Origin of the sequence: Streptomyces sp. 2P-4 (assembly GCF_030167965.1) — a bacterium.
In the GTDB taxonomy this organism is placed as follows: domain Bacteria; phylum Actinomycetota; class Actinomycetes; order Streptomycetales; family Streptomycetaceae; genus Streptomyces; species Streptomyces globosus_A.
In genome coordinates this window covers 6,550,477-6,569,478 of record NZ_CP095011.1, presented here as the reverse complement: position 1 = coordinate 6,569,478, position 19,002 = coordinate 6,550,477, and the positions used below count along the sequence as shown (strand labels likewise).

Below are 19,002 nucleotides of genomic sequence, written 5' to 3'. Positions count from 1 at the left end.
GTGCCGCGCCCTGCCGTCCGGGTCCTGTGCCCGGCGCGTCGTCAGCCGCGCCGGACGGCGGCCTTGCCGCCGGCCAGGTGCCATTCGCGGTTGAGCGAGCCGAGCGGGATGCGCCGTTCGAAGATCGGCGTGCCGAACAGCGACAGCTGGAGCTGGAGGTTGCCGCTCAGGTCGAAGCCGCCGTACAGCGCCCAGGCGCCGCCGGCCGATGCCTTGCCGTCGCTGGAGACGGCGGCCTTCACGTCTCCCTCGCCGCGCAGGTAGGGGGCGAACTCGGCGGAGACGCCGACGGCCCCGTACAGGCCGACTGCGGCCTCGGCGCCGAGCGCGGCCTTGACCTTGCCGGCGGCGGCGACCTCGGCCGTCACCGGGGTGCTCTCCACCTTCGAGGTGCTGACCGGGGTCCAGCCCTTGCCGGATGCGTAGCTGCCGCCGACGCGGAAGTCTCCCTTGACGTCCTGCTTGACCTCCAGCGTGACGCGGCCGTCGGCCTCCACCTGGATGAAGCAGGTCAGGTCGAGGTTGACGACGACGGGCACCGGGCCGACCTGGATGACGGGAGCGCTGTGCAGCTTGGCGAACGGGATCCGCTTCGGGCCGCCGGTGGTCGCGGCCGCGTGTCCCTTGAGGCTCCACTGCGAGGCCCAGTCGCCGCTCAAGCCGAGGAAGGCGCCGCGCGGGCCGGTGCCGCCGGAGCCGTCGTAGGCGAACTCGACGGTGGGCGCGAGCCGGACGAACCCGGACACCGAGGCGCCCGCGGAGACGGGGGCGCCGGGGGCGGTCTCGATGGGGGCGTTCACGTCGAGGCGCAGGTTGCCCAGGGGCAGCTTGGCGCCCTCGGGGCCGAACTTCAGGCCCTGGCTCTTGGCCCAGGAGAAGGTGACGCCCTTCATCAGCGGTTCGACCGTGACGGTGGACGGGTCGACGGGGACCTTGCCGTCGGCCTTGTCGTCGTTGAGGACGGCGGACAGGGTCGTCGGGGCGGTCTTGACCTCGATGCCGCGGTCGGTCTTGCGGCCGACCTCGGTGACCTTCGCGAGGAGGCCGTCCGGGGCTCCGGGGACGGGGGCGCTGGCGATGACGTCGCCGACGGCGACGGGCTTGTCCGGCGCGGCGGAGCTGCTCGGGGAGCCGCCGGGCGAGGGCGTTTCCCGGGCGGGGGCGGACCCCTTGGGGTCCTTCGACGGGGCGGGCGCCTTGGGCGGCGCGGGGGCTATGACGGCCTTTCCGGTCGCCTTGTCGAAGGAGGCCACCTTCAGCGCGGCCTTCTCCGGGGTGCCCTTGCCGGCGCCGACGCGGGCCATGCCTGCGGAGGCGGGCTCGTCCTGCGGGGCCGCGGCGACCTCGAGCTGCCGGGTGCCGTCGGCGACGGGGGCCGGGGCGGCGGGCAGTCCGAGGGAGGTGGGGGGAGCCGCGGGGGGCTGGGGTGCCGAGGAGCAGCCGGTGGCGGTGAGCGCCAGGGTCGTGAGGCCAGGGAGCAGGAGCCGTCTGGCGAGAATGCGCACGTACGTAGGACCTTCTGGTTGGGGGGAGTTGCGCTACCGGCAAGTAACGTGCGGCGCATCATGCCAGGCATGTCCATCACAAACGTCGGTATCCGGCCATCACGGGCGTACCGGGAGATCGACGGCGCGTGTCCCGGGCGCCGCGGTCTGTTACCCCCGAACGGCATCGAAGGCGTCCCTGCTCGGGTAGGCCCTTGCCGGACAAGGGCGTTGCTGCCGTCGGCTGCCGCGGGCGATGCCGGGAACGGTGCGGCGGGGAGGGCGGGCAGGTCGGCGGGATCGGTTCCGCGGGTGGTCGGGATCGCGGCCGCCCGTGTCCGGAAGTGAGCGGTGCGGTCTCGGTACGGGGCGCGGGGCGGCGCGTCAGTCGCCGGGCAGGCGGGAGCGCAGCAGCAGGAGCGCGATGTCGTCGGTCACGGGCACCCGGCCGCGGGCGTGGCGGAGGAGGTCGTCCGCGACGGCTTCGAGTGGCCGGTCCCCCGCGGCGCGGGCGAGGTGGGCCGCGACGCCGGCGATGGTCTCCTCGATGTCGAGGGCCGGGCTCTCGACCAGCCCGTCGGTGTAGAACGCGAGCAGGCATCCCGGCTCGAAGGGGATCTCGGCAGCCGTGTACCCGGCGTCGGGGTCGATGCCGAGCAGCAGCCCGGGCGGGAGGGCCACGACCTCCGCGGTCCCGTCGGCACGGCGCAGCAGCGGCGGCGGGTGCCCGGCGGTGGCCAGGCGGGCCCGGTGGCGGCCGAGGTCGATGTGCGCGTACAGGCAGCTGGTGAACAGGCCGGGCTCCAGGTCGGTGAGCAGCCGGTTGGTACGGGCGAGGACCTCGGCGGGCGGGGCGCCGGCCGAGGCGTGCACGGCGGTGCGGACCTGGCCCATGAGGGCGGCGGCGCCGACGTTGTGGCCCTGGACGTCGCCGATCGCGGCGGCGGCCGTCGTGCCGTCGATGTGGATCAGGTCGTAGAAGTCGCCGCCGATGTCCAGGCCGTGCCCGGCGGGCAGGTAGCGGGCGGCCACCTCCAGGCGGGGGACGTACGGCAGGTCGTGGGGCAGCAGCCCGGTCTGGAGGCTGCGGGCCAGCTGGTAGGCCGAGTCGTAGAGCCGGGCGCGCTCCAGGGCCTGGGCGATCAGGCCCGCTATCGAGGTGAGGACGGCCTTCTCGCCGGCGGCGAAGGGCCGGGGGCGGGAGTACGCGAGCACGAGGCAGCCCACGGGCCGGTTCGAGGTGATGAGCGGGACGAAGCCCCAGGCCCCCATCCCGTCCTCGATGTCGGAGCCGGGGTAGGCGGCCCGCAGTGCGGCCGGACTCTCGAAGAAGAGCGGGGTGCGGGTGCGGATGACCTCGGTCGTCGCGCTCTCGGCGGTGACGGGCAGGCCGTCGTAGCGGGTCATGAGCTCGTCCGTGTAGCCGCGGTGGCCGACGATCCGCAGCCGCCGCTCCTCCTCGACGAGCAGGGCCATGGCCTGCGCGCCGAGGGCGGGCACCAGCTGGTCGGCCGCCTTGTCGACGACGTCCTGGGCGTGCGCGGCCTCGGTGAGGCTGGCCGCCAGGTGCATCAGCTGGTAGAGGGCGGTGGCACGGCTCGGGCCGGGCGCCACGCTCTGCTCCGGGCTCGGCCCGGACGCCGTGGGCGGGCGGGCGGCGTCCACGGCCCGCCCGGAGCGGGCGGGTGCGGACGCAGGCGGCGGTTCGACGGCCTCGTCGGGACCGAGGGCGCCCGCGGCGGACGCGGCAGGCACGCCGCCGGCGGTGATCCGGACGCTGATGCCCGAGTCGTCCGGGTGGAGGTCGAAGCGCACCCGGTGGCCGGCCGGGTGCACGGCGGTGAAGCTGCGCGGCAGCCGGCTCATCACGGCCGCCCGGTAGTGCTCCTCGATCGCGGGGGTGTCCATCCAGGGCAGGGCCTCCCACGGCAGCGCGCCGACGAGCCGCCGGCCCGGGGAGCCCAGCAGGTCGGCCGCCTCCTGCGTGATGAAGGTGATCCTCCCGTTCAGGTCCAGCGCGCAGCTCCCGCCGGGCAGCCGCCGGATGAAGGCCATGGCGGCGGCCGCCTCGACGGGTCCCGGGGTGGGCGGCGGCCGCGGCACCAGGATGACCGGGTGGGCGGCCGCGCGGACCGGGTGGCCCTCCCCGGCGGATCGGCGCAGGATGCCGGCCAGGCGCGCGCACCCGGCCGCGAGGGCCTGCCTCTCGCGCTCGGCGAGCTCGGGCCCGTGGGAGCCGGGCCACAGCATGACCAGGCCGGCGCCCGCCGCCGCGCCCGCCTCGGGGTCGGTGTCGAGCGGGGTGGCGGCGAGGGAGAAGCGGTAGGGGACGACGAGGCCGAGGCGCGGGTACCGGCTCGCCGTCTCCTCCCGGCCGCCCAGCCACACCAGCCGCCGCTCGCGGACCGCGTCCGCGACAGGGATGGGGTCCCGCAGCGCGACCCGCGACCAGGGGACGGCGAATTCGCGGGCCACGCCGATCGTCAGCGCGAGGTGCAGCATGCCCTGCGCGGGGGCCGGCAGGTACAGCATGCCGATCGACGCGCCGGCCGCGGCGCGGAGGTCGAGCAGCGCCTCGCCCAGCCGCCGGTGGCCGGCACCGGGGTCCCGTGCCGGTGTGTCTCCCACGTGACCATGGTGGCCCAAGGCCGGCCCTTCGCGCGCTCCGGGCACGGCCGGGCGGCGGGCGCGCGGCGGGCGGGCGGGCGGCGGGCGGGCGGGCGGGCACGGTCGGGGCGGCCGTACGGGGGACCGGGGTCAGGAGCGGGCTGCGAAGGCCTTCGTGAAGGCCAGCGGCTCCTGGAGAATGGAGGAGCAGGTGGCGTCGGCCTGGTTCTTGGCGCCGCCGGGGCACTGCTTGTCCCGGGCCCCCGACCACATGGAGAGCCAGCCCAGTCCCTTGGCGCGGGCGAAGTCGGCGAGCTGTCCGGCGTCCTCGACGGTGAATACCTCGGTCACCACGTCGTTGACGCCGATCATCGGCGTCACGGCGACCTTCTTCCACGCCTCGGCGTCGGACAGCCCGAAGACGCCCTTGACCTGCGCCTGGGTCGCCGTGGCCGCTTGGACGGCGTAGTCGCCCATGTCGCCGCTGTACGCCGGCCCGTAGTCCATGGCCATGACGTTGACGGCGGAGACGGCCACGCCGTTGCGCTTGGCGTCGGCGAGGAGGTCGACTCCGGGCTGGGTCAGCCCCTCCGGCATGACGGGCAGGGTGAAGGAGACGTCGAGCCCGGGGTGCTTCTTCTGCAGGAGCGCGACGGCCTGGGCGCGCCGCGTGTTGGCGGCCTTGTCGGGCAGGGCGGCGCCCTCCACGTCGAAGTCGGCCTTGGTGAGCCCGTACGCCTCGACGACCTTGCCGTACGCGGCCGCGAGCTCGGCCGCAGAGGAGCAGGTGAGGGCGAGCTCGGAGCCGGCGGCGCCGCCGAAGGACACGCGGACGTCGCCGCCCTTGGCGCGCAGGGCCGCGATCTGGGAGGCGACGCGGTCGGAGCCGAGGGCGGTGGTGCCGCCCCACATCGGGTTGCAGCCGCCGCCCGAGGTGACGAAGGCCAGGTTGAACTCCTTGACCCCGGTCTGGTCGGCGGTGGCGAGGAGGTCGTACGCCGGGTACAGCGAGGTGTCCACGTACGGCGCGAACCGGGCGCCCGTGCCGCCGGGCGGGCGGCCGGTGGAGGTGGCGGTGGGCTTCGGGGCGGGGGCGGTGGGCGAGGCGGTGGCCGTCGGGCCGGTCGTCGGCCGGGGGGTGGGGGCGGCGGTGGCCGTGGGGGCGGTGGTGGGGCGGCCGCTGGGGCTGGGTGCCGGGCCGGTGCCGGGGCCGCACTTGACCTTGTTGATCAGGCACCCCGTGGGGTTGCCGGGGGTGCTCTGGGCCGCGGTGACGAATCCGACGGTGGTGGAGGCTCCGGGGGCGAGGCCCCCGGTGGCCCAGCGGGGCGGCTTGACGGTGACGCGGCTGCCGCTGACGGTCTGTTCGCCGTTCCAGAGGGAGGAGAGGGCCGTGCCGGCGGGCAGGTCGAACTCCAGGGTCCAGTCCTTCAGGGTCTCCCGGCCGGTGTTGGTGATGACGTACTGGCCGGTGTAGCCGGTGGACCAGCTGCTGGACCGGGTGAAGGCGGCGCCCGCCGAGGCGGCCTGGGCGGTGCCGGTCAGGGCGAGCGCGGTGCCGCCGACGGCTGCCGTCAGGGCGAGCGCGCCGGCCGCCTTGGCCTTGCCGCCGAGCCTGCGGCGGTGTGAGTTCCGGGTCATGACTGCCTGCCTCATCGGTGCGGGGACGGGGGGGACGGGGCAGCACGCTAGCGAGCCGGAACCGGGCAGAACGCCTGTCCAGGCCCCGCTGCCCCGATCTTGAGGCGGGCTTAAGGAAGGGATCGGGAAGGGTTAACGGGGCACGGGCGCCGGCCACGCACGGTAGGCGGCCGTGCACCCGTCAGGACGAAATACGTAGGCCCATCCGCCCATATGACGATCCTTCTCATCAAGGGCGGCGGGCTGCCGTCCGAAAAGCCGGAGGACCAACCGCCTCGTCGAGGAGACGTGCATGATCCCTGGGCGCACCCCCCGGCCCTCCTTCGGCCCTCTTCCGGGCCGCGGCACCTGGCTCAGGGGCGGCGCGCTCGCGTCGCTCGCCCTCGTGCTGACGGGGCTCACGAGTCCTACGGCCGCGGTCGTGCCGCGCGCCGCCGCCCCGCTCGCCGGCACGCCGGCGGCCCCGGGAGACGAGGGCCCCTGCCCCGAGGGCGCACTGCTCGGGTCCGGCGCGGCGGCTGCCCGGCCGGGGCAGGCCGGTCCGCCGCCGGGCGGCGTGGACGAGGCACCCCCGGACTACCTGGCGGCCGACGTGCTGGGCCGGTACACGGAGAGCCGGCAGCAGCCCGCGGCGCTCGCGCGGCAGACGGCGGCAGCGGACAACCGCACCGGGTGCCGGAGGGGCCCCACGGGGCCGGTGGGGCCGAAGGGCCCGGCCGGGCCGACGGGTCCGACGGGTCCGACGGGTCCGGCCGGGCCGGCGGGCCCCGCCGGCGACGACGGGGTGGACGGGCAGGACGGCCTGGACGGGACACCGGGGGCGACGGGCGCCACAGGCGCGACGGGCGCCACAGGCATCCCAGGCGCCACCGGGGCCACAGGGGCCACAGGCGAAACGGGACTGCAGGGCGCCACGGGAGCCACCGGCCCCACCGGGGCAGCGGGTGAAGCAGGGGCTGCGGGGGCCGCCGGACCCGCCGGCCCGACCGGAGCCACCGGAGCCACCGGTGCGACCGGCGAGACAGGGGCCCCAGGCGTCACGGGCGCGACCGGAGCCACGGGCGCGACCGGGGCCGCCGGGCCGTGTTCCGACATCGACAGCTACGCCCCGTCGCGCGCGGAGGGGTTCCACGCGGTGCTCACGGACGGCACCGCCTTCGCGGGGCGGGCGGTTCCCTTCGGTGGTCCTGTCATCGCCTGGCAGGACCTGACGAACCCCGTCGCCGTCGGCACGGACCCCGCCAACCCCGGCTATCCGGCCGGCGCCTGTGCCATCGGCATCGAGGCCCAGGGCGATGACGCCTACGTCAACGTCGTCACGGCAGCCGGCGCGGTCTGGCAGACGCACGGCGATGTCAACGGGGCGGGCTTCGTCTGGGACGAGCCCTGGGTGCAGCGGACGACCCCGGCCCCGGTGGTCCGGCGCGGCCTGAAGCCGTCGGGACCACACGGCTGACGCCCGGCGGGGCGCCGAAGCGCCGCCCCCGGCCGGTCCCGTCGTCCCGCCGCCCCGACCCGCTCAGGTGCGGGCCGGGGCCGGTTCGGGCTGGCTCGGCGGGCCCTGCCTCAGCTCGGCGAGCAGTTCGTTCCGCCCGGCCAGCATCTCGGTCAGGATGCGGCGGGCGGCCCGCAGCAGGTCGGCGACGTCGCCGCCGGCCAGGGCGTAGGTGACCGTGGAGCCCTCGCGGGTGGACACCACGATCCCCGAGCGCCGCAGGACGGCCAGCTGCTGGGAGAGGCTGGACGCCTCGATGTCGATCTGGGCGAGCAGTTCACGGACGGGCATCGGCCCGCCCTGCAGGAGTTCGAGGACCCGGATGCGGACCGGGTGGCCGAGCATCCGGAAGAACTCGGCCTTCGCCTGGTACAGCGGCACCTGCATACCCACGACGCTCCTGCTGCTCCTCGGACCGTGGCCGCGCCCCGCCCGGCGCGGCCTCCCCACCATCGTCGCGTCCCGCCGACCCGCGCGCACCCGAAGTTGACCGGTTTCGGATGTGTGGACTTGAAGATGTCTTCAAGTCGTGGGCATGCGTGGGCCGGTGGGAACGCGCCGCTAGAGCTCCAGTTCCGCCTCGATGCGGCGGAGCTGGTGGCGGGCCATCGCCAGGTTGGACTTGCCCTTGTCCAGCACCAGGTAGAGGAACAGGCCCGCGCCGCTGCGGCTGCGCAGCAGCCTGATCAGGTGGTACTGGCCGCCGAGCGTGATGAGCACGTCCTCCAGGTCGTCCTGGAGCCCGAGCATCTCCATCGTGCGGACCTTCGCCCGGATCACGTCCGTGTTCCCCGCCGCGGCGACCGTCAGGTCCAGCTCCTTGCCGCCGCCGAGGGTTCCCAGGGCCATACCGCTGGTGTAGTCCACCAGCGCCGCCCCGAGCGCACCGTCGATCGCGGTCATCGCTTCCTTCAGCGAAACTTCCACGTTGGCCATGGCCGTCCTCCGTCGTACTGCTTTCGCCGTTCATCCGGCGCCGGATCTTCCGTGACGGGACGCTACCGATCCTGCGGCGGCGTACGGGCGGATCCGTGAATTCGGCTCAAAACCAACGCCTGTTGGGTACGGTGGACGGTCCTGCTGATCACCGTCAGGCAGCGAGCGCGGCCGGCCCGTCGAGGTGCGCCGCGGCCGTCCGCCAGGCTTCGGTGACGGCCCGGCGGGCCTGCCGGGTGCGGGCGGCGCTGTCGCCGGTGAGGCCGACCGGCGCCCCCACGTGGACGTGGAGGCCGGGGCGGCGCAGGGGCGCGGTGGCCAGGCCGGCGATCTGCTTGGCCGCGCTGCCGGAGGTCACGCGCCGGGCGCCGGCCTGCCCGAGCGGGACGACGGGCGCGCCGGTGCGCTCGGCCAGCCGGGCGAGTCCGCTGCGGAAGGCGCCGGGCGCGGCCTCGCCGGCGTCCGGGCGGGCGGGGATGCCTCCCTCGGCGTACATGAGGACGAGCCTGCCGCGCTCCAGGGCGGCTTCGGCCAGGTCCAGGGCGTCGGCGGCGCTGCGGTGGCCGCGGCGGACGGGGATGTGCCCCTCGCGGACGAGGAGCGGGCCGAGGACGGGAATCCGCCACAGTCCGGCGGCGGCCATCACGACCGGTTCGACGCCGAGGCGGCGCAGGGCCGCGAGGACGACGGCCGGGTCGGCGAGGGAGGTGTGGTTGGCGGCGATGATGCTGCCCGGCGCGAGGTGGGCCCCGGTGTGCGTGGTCACGGACAGGCGTCCGAACGCGGGCACGAGGGTGTCGGCGAGGCGGCTGAGCATGGCGGTTCTCCGTTCTCCACCGCGGTGTTCCCCACCGCGTGCCGCCATGGTCGGCGGCGGGCGGTGCCCGGGGCATGAGCGGTCGTACTCAGGACGGCCCGGCGCGGTACCCATCCGCGGCGGGCCGTGCCGCGGCGCATGCTCATGCAGCGGAGGCAGGCGGGCCCGGCGGTCTCCCGGGTGCGGGAGCGGGCCCGGTGCTGCACTCTGGGCAAGGATCACCCTGCGCGCCCCTCCGGGCGGCGGGTTGAGCGGGAGGACTCGGGCTATGGCCGGTCCTGGGCCGGCGGGAAGCGGGACTTCCATGGCTGAGCGATTGAAGCGGTCCGGGCTGGTCGGCGAACTCTCCGCCGAATTCGCCGGGACCATGGTTCTCATCCTGTTCGGTTGCGGCGTGGTCGCACAGGTCGTCGCCGGCGGGGCCCTGACGGATCCCGCGGGCGGCCTCGGCGACCACGACAGCATCGCCTGGGCGTGGGGCCTCGGCGTCACCCTCGGCGTGTACGTGGCCGCGCGCCTGAGCGGCGCACACATCAACCCGGCGGTGACGGTGGCGCTCGCGGTCTTCAAGGGGTTCCCGTGGAAGAAGGTCGCCCCCTACGCCGTCGCGCAGACGGCGGGCGCCTTCGTGGCCGCGCTGCTGGTCCGCTGGAACTACTCCGAGGCCCTGGCAGCGGCGGACCCGGGGCACACCATCAAGACGCAGGGTGTCTTCTCCACCCTCCCGGCGAACGGCAACACGAACCTGCCGGTGTACGAGTGGGGGGCCTTCCGCGACCAGATCATCGGCACCGCGATCCTGATGCTGCTGGTCCTCGCGGTCACGGACCTGTTCAACACCCCGCCGGGCGCGAACCTGGCGCCGTTCGTCATCGGCCTGATCGTCGTGGCGATCGGCATGGCCTGGGGCACCAACGCGGGCTACGCGATCAACCCGGCCCGCGACTTCGGGCCGCGGCTCGCGAGCTTCCTCACGGGCTACGGCGGGGCCTGGCGGGACCAGTACGGCAACCTCTACTTCTGGGTGCCGATCGCCGGCCCGCTGATCGGAGCCGTCGTCGGCGGGGCCTTCTACAAGTTCTTCGTCGGCCGGTACCTGCCGACCGCCGAACCGGAACCCCCCGGCCGCATGCCGGTCCCGGAGGAGTGACCCGGCACCGGCCCGGCCCCACCCTGTCCCTACGAGAGGCGGCACCCATGGCGGACTTCGTCGGCGCGGTGGACCAGGGAACCACCAGCACCCGTTTCATGATCTTCGACCACGGCGGGAACGAGGTGGCGAAGCACCAGTTGGAGCACGCGCAGATCCTGCCCCGCCCCGGATGGGTCGAGCACGACCCGGTGGAGATCTGGGAGCGCACCAACTCGGTGATCCAGAACGCGCTGCGGCACGGCGGCCTCGCCCCGGAGGACCTCGCGGCCATCGGCATCACCAACCAGCGCGAGACCACCGTCGTGTGGGACCCGCGGAGCGGCCGCCCGTACTACAACGCGATCGTGTGGCAGGACACCCGCACCGACGCGATCGCGGCCGCGCTGGAGCGGTCCGGCCGGGGCGAGGTGATCCGCCGGAAGGCCGGGCTGCCGCCGGCGACGTACTTCTCGGGCGGGAAGATCCAGTGGATCCTGGAGAACGTCGACGGCGTGCGCGAGGCGGCGGAACAGGGCCACGCCCTGTTCGGGAACACCGACTGCTGGGTGCTGTGGAACCTGACCGGCGGCCCCGACGGCGGCGTCCACGCCACCGACGTCACCAACGCCAGCCGCACGATGCTGATGAACCTGGAGACGCTCGACTGGGACGACGAACTCCTGGGCTTCTTCGGCGTCCCGCGGGCGATGCTCCCCGCGATCAACGCCTCCTCGCACCCCGAGGCGTACGGGACGACCCGCACCTCCCGCCCGCTGCGCGCGGCCGTCCCGATCACCGGTGTGCTCGGCGACCAGCAGGCGGCCACCGTGGGCCAGGTCTGCTTCGCGCCGGGCGAGGCGAAGAACACGTACGGCACCGGGAACTTCCTGGTGCTGAACACCGGCACGGAGCTGGTGCGCTCCCGGCACGGGCTGCTGACGACCGTCGCCTACCGGTTCGGCGACAGTCCCGCCGTGTACGCGCTGGAGGGGTCCATCGCGGTCACCGGGTCCGCGGTGCAGTGGCTGCGCGACCAGATGAAGATCATCACGAGCGCGGCGGAGAGCGAGCGGCTCGCGGCGGCGGTCGAGGACACCGGCGGGATGTACTTCGTGCCCGCCTTCTCCGGCCTGTTCGCCCCGTACTGGCGGTCGGACGCGCGCGGCGCGATCGTCGGGCTCGCCCGCTACCACACCAACGAGCACCTGGCGCGGGCGACGCTGGAGGCGATCTGCTACCAGAGCCGCGACGTCGTCGAGGCGATGGAGCAGGACTCCGGCGTCCATCTGGACGTGCTGAAGGTCGACGGCGGCGTCACCGCCAACGACCTGTGCATGCAGATCCAGGCCGACGTCCTCGGCGTCCCGGTGAGCCGCCCCGTCGTGGCCGAGACCACCGCGCTGGGCGCCGCGTACGCGGCCGGCCTCGCCACCGGCTTCTGGCGGGACGGCGACGAACTGCGTACGCACTGGCAGGAGTCGAAGCGCTGGGAGCCGCAGTGGTCGGAGGACCGGCGGGCGGAGGGCTACGCGGGCTGGAAGAAGGCGGTGGAGCGCACCCTGGACTGGGCCACCGTCGACTAGCGCTGTGGCCGGCCGTGGCCAGGGCAGGCACCGTGCGGCGCCTGCCCTTCGGCGCCCGGCGGGGAACGAGGCACGCGGGCGGCGGTGTTCCGGCTGCCCGGTGCGGGCGTGGGGGCGCCGGCGGTGCTGTGCGCCGAGGCCGGGCTTGTCGAAGGAGGCGGGGGCGGGAACGTCGATGCGGCCCGCCCCGGGCCCGGACCGCCTCTGACAGGGGGTTTTCACGGCTGTCCGATGACAGTCGTCACCCGGGCGGCGACCGCTCGGGCCGGGGCGCGGGCGGGCCGGGGGTCCGGCACTCCGCGGGGCAGCGGCAGGCGCTGCTGGGGCTGGCGGGGGCGGAGCTCGTCGCGGCGTTCCTCCTGTCCTCGGTGCTGCCCCCGGCGCTCCGCACGGCACACGGGGTGCTGGAGGGCGTACTGGTGCTCGGCTTCGTGGGAGCGGCGGCCGCACTGTGGCGTGCGGGGCACCAGGTCACCGGGGAGCGGCTGGTGCTGCGTACCGGCCTGTACGGGGAGGTGAGCGTGCCGCGCGGGGCGGTCGGCTCCGTGGGGGCGGCGCTGCGGAGCGTTCCGGGGCGCGGTCCGCGTCCTGTGCCGGGCGACCCGGCCGCGGTGGCGTGTTCGGCCGAGGAGACGGTGAACGTCGCCGTCCGCCTGCGCCGGCCGGTCCGGCTGGACCTCGGGGACGCGGGGGTGGTGATGGCGCAGACGCTGTACGCCGGCGCTGATTCCGTGCCGGAGTTCCGGGCCGCGGTCATGCCCGAGGGGCGGTAGCCGCAGGGCGGGACGGCCGCCGGGCGGCTCGGGGATGCGGGTGGTTTCACCGCCGCATCACCTCTACCCATGACCTGTCACATGTGAAATATTACCTGCGCTTCTGTATGCCCCACCCAGTGAAAGGGCCGCCACGTTGCGCAGACTCGCCGTGGTGGCAGCGTCGATATCGCTCGCGCTGCTCACCACCCCCGCCCTCGCCGCATCCGCACCCCCTCCCCCGCCACCCGGCGCCCGGGCCGAGCACGCCGCCGCCCCGCCCCCCGCCCCGCTGGAGCGGGAGCGCCAGGCCCTGCGCCGCCAGGCACTCGAGGGCATCGCCGCCGGCGGGGCCGCCGGGCTCCGCGAGCAGCGGCGCCCGGGCACCGTGCCCCGGCAGGCCAAGGTCGGCGACCGGTACGTCGAACTCGCCCGGGAGCGCACGGACAAGGTCTTCGTCATCCTCGCCGAGTTCGGCGACCAGGTGGACACGACGACCGAGTTCGAGGGCAAGCCCCGCTTCGGCGGCACCCCCGGGCCCCGCCACAACACGATCGGCAAGCCGTCCCGCGAGGACAACCACACCCTGTGGCGGAAGGACTTCGACCGCGCCTACTACCAGGAGCAGTTCTTCTCCACCGAGCCGCGGTCGGCGTCCGTGCGGGCCTACTACCGCCTCCAGTCCTCGGGGCGCTACGACATGGACGGGCACGTCACCGACTGGGTGCGGCTCCCCTGGAACGAGGCCCGCTACGGCACCGACAACTGCTCCGAGCCGGGCCAGTGCCGCACCAACTGGGACATGGTCCGCGACGCCACCGCCGCCTGGTACGACGCGGAGCGCGCGAAGGGCCGTACGCCGCAGCAGATCAGGGCGCAGCTCGCCGAGTACGACGTGTGGGACCGCTACGACGCCGACCGCGACGGCAACTTCGACGAGCCGGACGGCTACCTCGACCACCTGGTGATCGTGCACGCCGGCAAGGACCAGACGTGGGGCGGCGGCGCCCAGGGCGAGGACGCCGTCTGGGCGCACCGCTGGTTCGCGTACTGGGACCGGGCCGGCAGTGCCGGGCCCGACGGCAACAAGGCGGGCGGCACGCCCGTCGGCGACAGCGGCATCTGGGCGGGCGACTACCTGACGGGCGGCGAGAACAGCGGCGCCGGCCTGTTCGCCCACGAGTACGGCCACGACCTGGGCCTGCCCGACCTGTACAGCTCGGACGGCGACAACAGCGTCAACTTCTGGTCGCTGATGTCCTCCGGCTCGTACCTCGCCAAGGGCCGCAACACCACCGGCGCGTTCCCCGGCGACCTCGACCCGTGGAGCAAGCTCCAGCTGGGCTGGCTCGACTACACGGAGGCGGACGCGGGCCGCAGGACGCGCGCCGTGCTCGGCGTGTCCGGCTACCACACCGGGGACCCGCAGGCGCTGCTCGTGCACCTGCCGCCGTCGGTGACGCGCACCGAGCTGGCCGACCCGTACGAGGGCGCGAGCCAGTGGTGGAGCGGCACCGGGGACCTCATGGACAACACCCTGGACAGGACGGTCGACCTGACGGCGGCGGCGGGGCGGCCGGCCCGGCTGGATGCGCGCGTCTGGTACGACATCGAGCAGGACTTCGACTTCCTGACGGTGGAGGCCTCCACCGACGGCGGCGCGGTGTGGACCGCCCTGTCCGGCACGGTCGGCGGGGTGCCGGTCCCCGCGAAGGGCGTATCCGGCACCTCGGGCGGCTGGGCGGAACTGTCCGTCCCGCTGGACCGGTTCGCGGGCACGTCCTTCCGGCTGCGGCTGCGGGTGACCTCCGACGGCAACACGCACGGCAGGGGCGTCGCGTTCGACGACATCCGGATCACGGCGGACGGCCGCGAGGTGCTGCACGACGGCGCGGAGCAGGGCGCCAACGGCTGGACGGCGGTCAAGTGGTCGCGTACGGAGGGGCGTACGGGCAGTGCGGAGCACCCGCGCGCGTACCTGGTCGAGAACCGCCGCCACACCGGGTACGGGGCGTACCTGAAAACGGGCCCGTACAACTTCGGGTTCACCGGCGACCGGGTGGAGTTCTACCCGTACCAGCAGGGCGTGCTGATCTGGCTGTGGGACACGGCCTACAGCGACAACACCACGAAGGCGCACCCGGGCGCCGGCATGCTCCTGCCGGTCGACGCCCGGCCGGAGCCGCTGCGGCACGCGGACGGCTCGCTGCTGAACGCCCGGGCCCAGACGTTCGACGCGCCGTTCTCGCTGCGGGCCTCGGACCGGATCGTGCTCCACAAGGCGGGGGCGCGGACGGTGGTCCCGGCGCGGCCGGGCGTGCCGGTCTTCGACGACCGCCGCGGCTCGTACTGGCATCCGGACCTGCCGCAGGTCGGGGTGAAGGTGCCCGACACCGGGACGCGGATCGCGGTGGTGAAGGAGGCCGCCGGGGGCGCGCTGGCCACGGTGCAGGTCAGCCCGTCGCCCTGACGCCCTGACGGGAGCGGCCCGCCGGCCCTGACGAGTCGGCGGGCCGCCCGGCGGCGGGGGGTCGGGGTCAGGTGGTGAGCAGGCGGTCGAAGAAGGAGCGGTAGCGCCGGAAGGCCAGCCGGAGGTCCTCCGTGGCGACCTCCTCGCCGCTGCCCCACTGCTTCTCCAACTCCTCCTTGTGGGAGGCGAACGTGCCGGCGAGGTGCTGCATGACGGCTGCCACCAGCTCGTCCGCCGCGCGGACGGACTCCCGCGGGTCGTCGACGAAGTCGCTCTGGATGCGGCTCCACCGCTCGCGGAACTCCGCGGCCTCGGACTCCGGCATCAGCCGCTGGCCGCCGCCCCGGTCCGCGTCGGCGGTGTCGGCGGTGTCGGCGCGGGCGCCGGTTCCGGCCGCGGTACCGGCGTCCTCGGACTGGCCCTCGGCCTGGTCCTCGGACTTGCCCTCCGCCGGGTCCTCTGCCCTGTCCTCTGCCGTGTCCTCTGCCGTGTCCTCGTCCGCGGATCCGGGCAGCGGGGCGGCCTCGCCCGGGTAGGCCGGGGCGCCGCTCCCGGCGCCCGTGTCCGTGGCCGGTCCGCCGTGCGGCTGCGCCAGTTCCTCGGTGGTCAGCCCGCCGTACGACCGGCTCGTGTCGGCGGATCCGGTGCCTTCGTCGGCGGACCGGAAGTCGTCGGGGTCGCGTGTCGCATGGTCTTTCATGGCTCCTCCGTCCGCTGCCGGCCCCCGGGGTCGACGAGGAGTTCGTCGAACAGGGCCCGGTAGTGCACCATCGCCCCGCGCAGTTCCTCCGTCGTCGCGTTTCCGGCGCCGCCGCGGATGTGTACGTCGTGGGCGCTGCGGTAGTGCTCCAGGGTGCGGCCGTGTTCCACCGACAGGTCCTGGAGCTGCTGCCGGTAGCCGTCGGTCGGGTAGCCGCGGTCCCGCATGACGCGGGTGACGAGGGAGTCGGCGTCGGCCACGGCCGTCTGCGGCTGGTCGACGAACCGCTCCTGGATCCGCCCCCAGTCCCGGGCGTACTGCTCCCGCGCCTCGGGCGGGAGTTCCCGGATCTCCAGGGAGTCGTGGCGCCGTTCGCGGCCCCGCAGCTCCTGCTCCGCGGACCTGCGGCCGCCCGACTGCTCGACCGTGCGGTCGTACTCGGGGCCGAACCTGCGCTGCAGACGGCGTCGGCGGGTCGCCATCCACACGCCTACGCCGATGAGGATCAGCACCAAGGCGCAGGCCACGATGATCACGACGAGGGTTTCCGTTGACATGGTGCCTCCATGGCCGTGCGTCGAAGCTCACGGCACCTGCCCCTGCCGGTTGCGGTGAAACGCGCCCGCCGCCCGTGTCCGGCGGCACCGGCCGGCGGCGGGCCCGTGTTTCCGGGCGGCCGGGCGGGGCAGGCGCGGCTCCGGGCGGGCGCGCCGTGCGAGCGCGCGGGCGTGGCTGCCGAGCCGGAGCGGCCCGAGAGGAGAGCACCCGTGAGGAAGCGTTCCGAAGCCGAGCCGACACGTCTGCCCGCCGTCCACCCGGGCCATCAGAGCCGGGGCGGCCCGGCCGCGGCCCGGACCGGACGGGGGCGGCCGTGACCGGGGGCGCGGGGCGGGCCGCCCTGTTCGACATCGACGGCACCCTCACCGACACCAACCACCTGCACGTCGTGTGCTGGTGGGAGGCCCTGCGCCAGTCCGGGCACCGGGTGCCCATGGGAGCCGTGCACCGCGCGGTGGGCCTGCCCGGCGACGACCTGCTCGCGCACCTCCTCGGCCCCGGCGACGAGGAGGAGCGGGAGCGGATCGCCACCGCGCACGGCGTGCTGTATGCGACGTACTACGACCGGCTGCCCGCCCTGGACGGGGCCGCGGACCTGCTGCGCCGGCTCGCGGGCGACGGCTGGGAGGTCGTCCTGGTCACGTCGGCGTCGGGGGCGCAACTGGACGCGCTGCGGCGGGCGATCGGCGCGGACGACGCCATCACCGCCTGGACCAGCGCGGATGACGTGGAGCGCGGCAAGCCTCATCCGGAGCCCCTGCACCAGGCCCTCGGCCTCGCGGGTGTCGGGGCGGACCGGGCCGTGTTCGTCGGCGACACCGTGTGGGACATGCAGGCGGGCGTACGGGCGGGGGTGGCCCGGGTCGGCGTCCTGTCGGGCGGCATCCCCGCCGGGGATCTGCGCGCGGCCGGCGCCGAGGCCGTCTACGAGGGGCCGCGGGACGTGCTCACCGGTCTGGGGACGGGCCCCTTCGCCCGGCTGCCCTCCTCCGGCGGCTGAGGCCGGGACCGCCCCGGGGAGTCAGCGGGCCGGGCTGCGGGTGCGGAAGGTGTGCGAGGGCGTCGTCCCGTACGCCTGCCGGTAGGCGCTCGCGAAGCGTCCTGCGTGCGCGAAGCCCCACCGGGCGGCGATCGCGGTGACGGTCAGGCCGTCGCCCGGCTCCGCGGCCTGGAGTTCGGCGTGTACGTGCGCCAGCCGCACCCGCCGCAGGTAGCCGAGCGGGGTGGTGTCGGCGTGCCGGGCGAAGGCGTACTGGAGTGCGCGGGGCGTGACCGGCACGGCGGCCGCGATCTCCGCGAGGCCGATGTCGGTGTCGGCGTTGCTCTCGATGAAGGCGATGGCGCGGCGCAGCGTGCCGGAGGTGGCGTCCCGGCCGTCCCGCGGCCGCGGAGGCCCCTCCAGACAGCCGAGTGCGTTGTTCGGGAACACGCTCAGGGCGGTCGCCGCCAGCAGCCGGGCCGATTCCCCGAGCACCAGCGGCGAGGCGGCCGCCTCCGGGACGAGGAGGGTGCTGTGGACGAACTCGGCGGTGCGCTGCCATGTCCCCGCCCGCGCCGCGTCGAGCGGGAGCAGTCCGGTGAACCGTACGGTGCCCCCCGCGGGGAGGGGGCCGGCCTGCCGGGCGGCGGCGCGGACCAGCGCCCAGGGCACGGTGACGGTGCGCAGCCGGATGTCCTCGGTGCGGGCGGTGCGTGCGCTGCCGAGGCGGCCGCCGAGGAAGACCTGGCCGGCGGCGAGCCGGTACTCGTCGGGCCCGTCCCGCAGCTCGGCCCGGCCGGCCCGTACCACGGCGACGACCAGGCAGCCGGGCGGGCCGGAGGTGACGTGCAGCCGGCCGGGCAGATCGATCTCGCCGCCGGCGAATGCGCCGGTGTCGGTGTGGACCAGGCGGTAGGGGGCCCCGGGCGGGGCCGGCGCGCACATGCGGAGCCGGGATCCGTAGGCCTCCTCCAGGAAGGCGCGGGCGGCTTCGGGGCTGCTCGCCGCGTACCGGCGGCACCCGGGTTCGGGGGTCAGGGGCATCGGATCCCTCCCTCCCGTCCGCATCGCATCCCCAGCCCGTCCGCCGGGGGGCTTCGCCCGGGCCGGACGCGGGAGCTCGTACCGGCCCGAGCACGGGGTGTCGGAACTCCTGCCCGTGTCCGCCCCGTTTCCCCGGCTCCCCTCCGCCTCGGTGAGGGGGTCGAGGCGCAACACCTATCCCATGGACCGGCCCCACCGCCATCGCCCGGCGGCAGGGCGGCCGGGCTGAGTTTCGCGCACCGGCCCGAGTCTCCCGCCCGCTGCCGGGACCCGGCCGAATGTATCCGGATAACGAAGAGCACCTGCACATCACCCGGTCGGATCAGCCGTGGGTGGGCGCTTTTGACGCGGCCGGAGGCTCAGGGGCAGAAAGAAGCCACCGCCGTGGGCCCGCACCGGGCGCGGGCGGGACAGGCGGTGGCGGGCCGGGCGGGCCGGCCGTGGCGGGTGCGCAACTCCCCCGAGTCCGAGCTGCGCACCCGGGCCGGCCGCGCGGGCCGGTCAGGTCGTCAGGCGGCTGTTGACGCCCTCGCGGCCGTCCGCCTCGTCCTCGTTGAACCAGTAGTCGCCCGCGGCGAGGTAGCGGAACTGGTGCACCCGCTGCGCCTCCAGCCGCACGGTGACGGCGCGGTTCCCGTCCGCCCGGGGGGTCAGCCGGTGGGTACCGGGCGTCCAGCCGTTGAAGTCGCCGACGACGCTGACGTCGCCCGCGGGCTCCTCGGGCGGGAGGACGAACGTCACCTCGGTGCGGTTCTTGCGAGCGGTGCGCTCCAGCACGAGCGCTCCTTCCTCTGGGGGTGGTAC

At 75.1% G+C, this 19,002-nt stretch carries 16 protein-coding genes; 6 read left to right on the top strand and 10 right to left on the bottom strand.

From position 1 onward, the window contains the following. Window positions 1–41: 41 nt before the first annotated feature. From MUK52_RS29250 to MUK52_RS29240, 3 genes are all read right to left on the bottom strand, one after another. The gene (locus tag MUK52_RS29250; RefSeq protein WP_284581441.1) at window positions 42–1,505 is read right to left on the bottom strand and encodes a hypothetical protein; all 1,464 of its coding nucleotides are present in this window, start codon (window positions 1,503–1,505) and stop codon (window positions 42–44) included. A 363-nt stretch (window positions 1,506–1,868) separates the two neighbouring features. After that, window positions 1,869–4,112, bottom strand: a complete 2,244-nt coding sequence (locus MUK52_RS29245) for a SpoIIE family protein phosphatase (protein WP_284581440.1) — start codon at window positions 4,110–4,112, stop codon at window positions 1,869–1,871. 129 nt (window positions 4,113–4,241) lie between these two features. Beyond that, a complete protein-coding gene (locus MUK52_RS29240; protein WP_284581436.1) occupies window positions 4,242–5,732 on the bottom strand; it encodes a glycoside hydrolase family 18 protein in 1,491 nt (496 codons plus the stop codon). Window positions 5,733–6,867: 1,135 nt separating this feature from the next. On the opposite strand from MUK52_RS29240, the gene MUK52_RS29235 reads away from it, so the two are divergent. Continuing rightward, the gene (locus tag MUK52_RS29235) at window positions 6,868–7,188 is read left to right on the top strand and encodes a hypothetical protein (protein ID WP_284581434.1); all 321 of its coding nucleotides are present in this window, start codon (window positions 6,868–6,870) and stop codon (window positions 7,186–7,188) included. Between the two features lie 63 nt (window positions 7,189–7,251). On the opposite strand, the gene MUK52_RS29230 is transcribed toward MUK52_RS29235, so the two are convergent. From MUK52_RS29230 to MUK52_RS29220, 3 genes are all read right to left on the bottom strand, one after another. After that, window positions 7,252–7,614: an ArsR/SmtB family transcription factor gene (locus MUK52_RS29230; RefSeq protein WP_114056162.1), complete on the bottom strand. Its 363-nt coding sequence runs from the start codon at window positions 7,612–7,614 to the stop codon at window positions 7,252–7,254. 174 nt (window positions 7,615–7,788) lie between these two features. Further along, window positions 7,789–8,163: a hypothetical protein gene (locus MUK52_RS29225; protein ID WP_114056163.1), complete on the bottom strand. Its 375-nt coding sequence runs from the start codon at window positions 8,161–8,163 to the stop codon at window positions 7,789–7,791. Between the two features lie 154 nt (window positions 8,164–8,317). After that, entirely contained in the window at window positions 8,318–8,980 is a 663-nt protein-coding gene (locus MUK52_RS29220; RefSeq protein ID WP_114056164.1) for a lysophospholipid acyltransferase family protein, read from the bottom strand. 304 nt (window positions 8,981–9,284) lie between these two features. Between MUK52_RS29220 and MUK52_RS29215 the strand changes: the two genes are divergently transcribed. From MUK52_RS29215 to MUK52_RS29200, 4 genes are all read left to right on the top strand, one after another. Then, window positions 9,285–10,130 (top strand): MIP/aquaporin family protein, encoded by an 846-nt coding sequence (locus MUK52_RS29215; RefSeq protein WP_114056165.1) that lies wholly within the window; start codon window positions 9,285–9,287, stop codon window positions 10,128–10,130. A 47-nt stretch (window positions 10,131–10,177) separates the two neighbouring features. Next, the gene (gene glpK / locus MUK52_RS29210) at window positions 10,178–11,695 is read left to right on the top strand and encodes a glycerol kinase GlpK (protein ID WP_284581429.1); all 1,518 of its coding nucleotides are present in this window, start codon (window positions 10,178–10,180) and stop codon (window positions 11,693–11,695) included. A gap of 368 nt (window positions 11,696–12,063) precedes the next feature. Further along, window positions 12,064–12,468 (top strand): hypothetical protein, encoded by a 405-nt coding sequence (locus MUK52_RS29205; RefSeq protein ID WP_284581427.1) that lies wholly within the window; start codon window positions 12,064–12,066, stop codon window positions 12,466–12,468. 154 nt (window positions 12,469–12,622) lie between these two features. Next, the gene (locus MUK52_RS29200; RefSeq protein WP_502963607.1) at window positions 12,623–14,917 is read left to right on the top strand and encodes an immune inhibitor A domain-containing protein; all 2,295 of its coding nucleotides are present in this window, start codon (window positions 12,623–12,625) and stop codon (window positions 14,915–14,917) included. Between the two features lie 67 nt (window positions 14,918–14,984). On the opposite strand, the gene MUK52_RS29195 is transcribed toward MUK52_RS29200, so the two are convergent. Then, a complete protein-coding gene (locus MUK52_RS29195; RefSeq protein WP_284581425.1) occupies window positions 14,985–15,617 on the bottom strand; it encodes a hypothetical protein in 633 nt (210 codons plus the stop codon). Further along, window positions 15,614–16,174: a hypothetical protein gene (locus MUK52_RS29190; RefSeq protein WP_284581422.1), complete on the bottom strand. Its 561-nt coding sequence runs from the start codon at window positions 16,172–16,174 to the stop codon at window positions 15,614–15,616. Before MUK52_RS29190 ends, MUK52_RS29195 begins: the two co-directional genes overlap by 4 nt. A gap of 314 nt (window positions 16,175–16,488) precedes the next feature. On the opposite strand from MUK52_RS29190, the gene MUK52_RS29185 reads away from it, so the two are divergent. Then, a complete protein-coding gene (locus MUK52_RS29185) occupies window positions 16,489–17,175 on the top strand; it encodes an HAD family hydrolase (RefSeq protein ID WP_284581419.1) in 687 nt (228 codons plus the stop codon). A gap of 21 nt (window positions 17,176–17,196) precedes the next feature. Here MUK52_RS29185 and MUK52_RS29180 read toward each other — a convergent pair whose 3' ends face one another. Together MUK52_RS29180 and MUK52_RS29175 are read right to left on the bottom strand one after the other, a co-directional pair. Next, the gene (locus MUK52_RS29180; RefSeq protein WP_246042594.1) at window positions 17,197–18,198 is read right to left on the bottom strand and encodes a helix-turn-helix transcriptional regulator; all 1,002 of its coding nucleotides are present in this window, start codon (window positions 18,196–18,198) and stop codon (window positions 17,197–17,199) included. A 501-nt stretch (window positions 18,199–18,699) separates the two neighbouring features. Further along, window positions 18,700–18,975, bottom strand: coding sequence for an isoamylase early set domain-containing protein (locus MUK52_RS29175; protein WP_114056172.1), 276 nt, complete (start codon window positions 18,973–18,975; stop codon window positions 18,700–18,702). Between the last annotated feature and the right edge of the window lie 27 nt (window positions 18,976–19,002).

Coding starts and splice junctions, on each gene's coding strand:
- MUK52_RS29240 (WP_284581436.1), bottom strand. CDS start 5,732: ATGACCCGGAACTCACACCGCCGCAGGCTCGGCGGCAAGGCCAAGGCG.
- MUK52_RS29230 (WP_114056162.1), bottom strand. CDS start 7,614: ATGCAGGTGCCGCTGTACCAGGCGAAGGCCGAGTTCTTCCGGATGCTC.
- MUK52_RS29225 (WP_114056163.1), bottom strand. CDS start 8,163: ATGGCCAACGTGGAAGTTTCGCTGAAGGAAGCGATGACCGCGATCGAC.
- MUK52_RS29220 (WP_114056164.1), bottom strand. CDS start 8,980: ATGCTCAGCCGCCTCGCCGACACCCTCGTGCCCGCGTTCGGACGCCTG.
- MUK52_RS29215 (WP_114056165.1), top strand. CDS start 9,285: ATGGCTGAGCGATTGAAGCGGTCCGGGCTGGTCGGCGAACTCTCCGCC.
- glpK (WP_284581429.1), top strand. CDS start 10,178: ATGGCGGACTTCGTCGGCGCGGTGGACCAGGGAACCACCAGCACCCGT.
- MUK52_RS29195 (WP_284581425.1), bottom strand. CDS start 15,617: ATGAAAGACCATGCGACACGCGACCCCGACGACTTCCGGTCCGCCGAC.
- MUK52_RS29190 (WP_284581422.1), bottom strand. CDS start 16,174: ATGTCAACGGAAACCCTCGTCGTGATCATCGTGGCCTGCGCCTTGGTG.
- MUK52_RS29180 (WP_246042594.1), bottom strand. CDS start 18,198: ATGCCCCTGACCCCCGAACCCGGGTGCCGCCGGTACGCGGCGAGCAGC.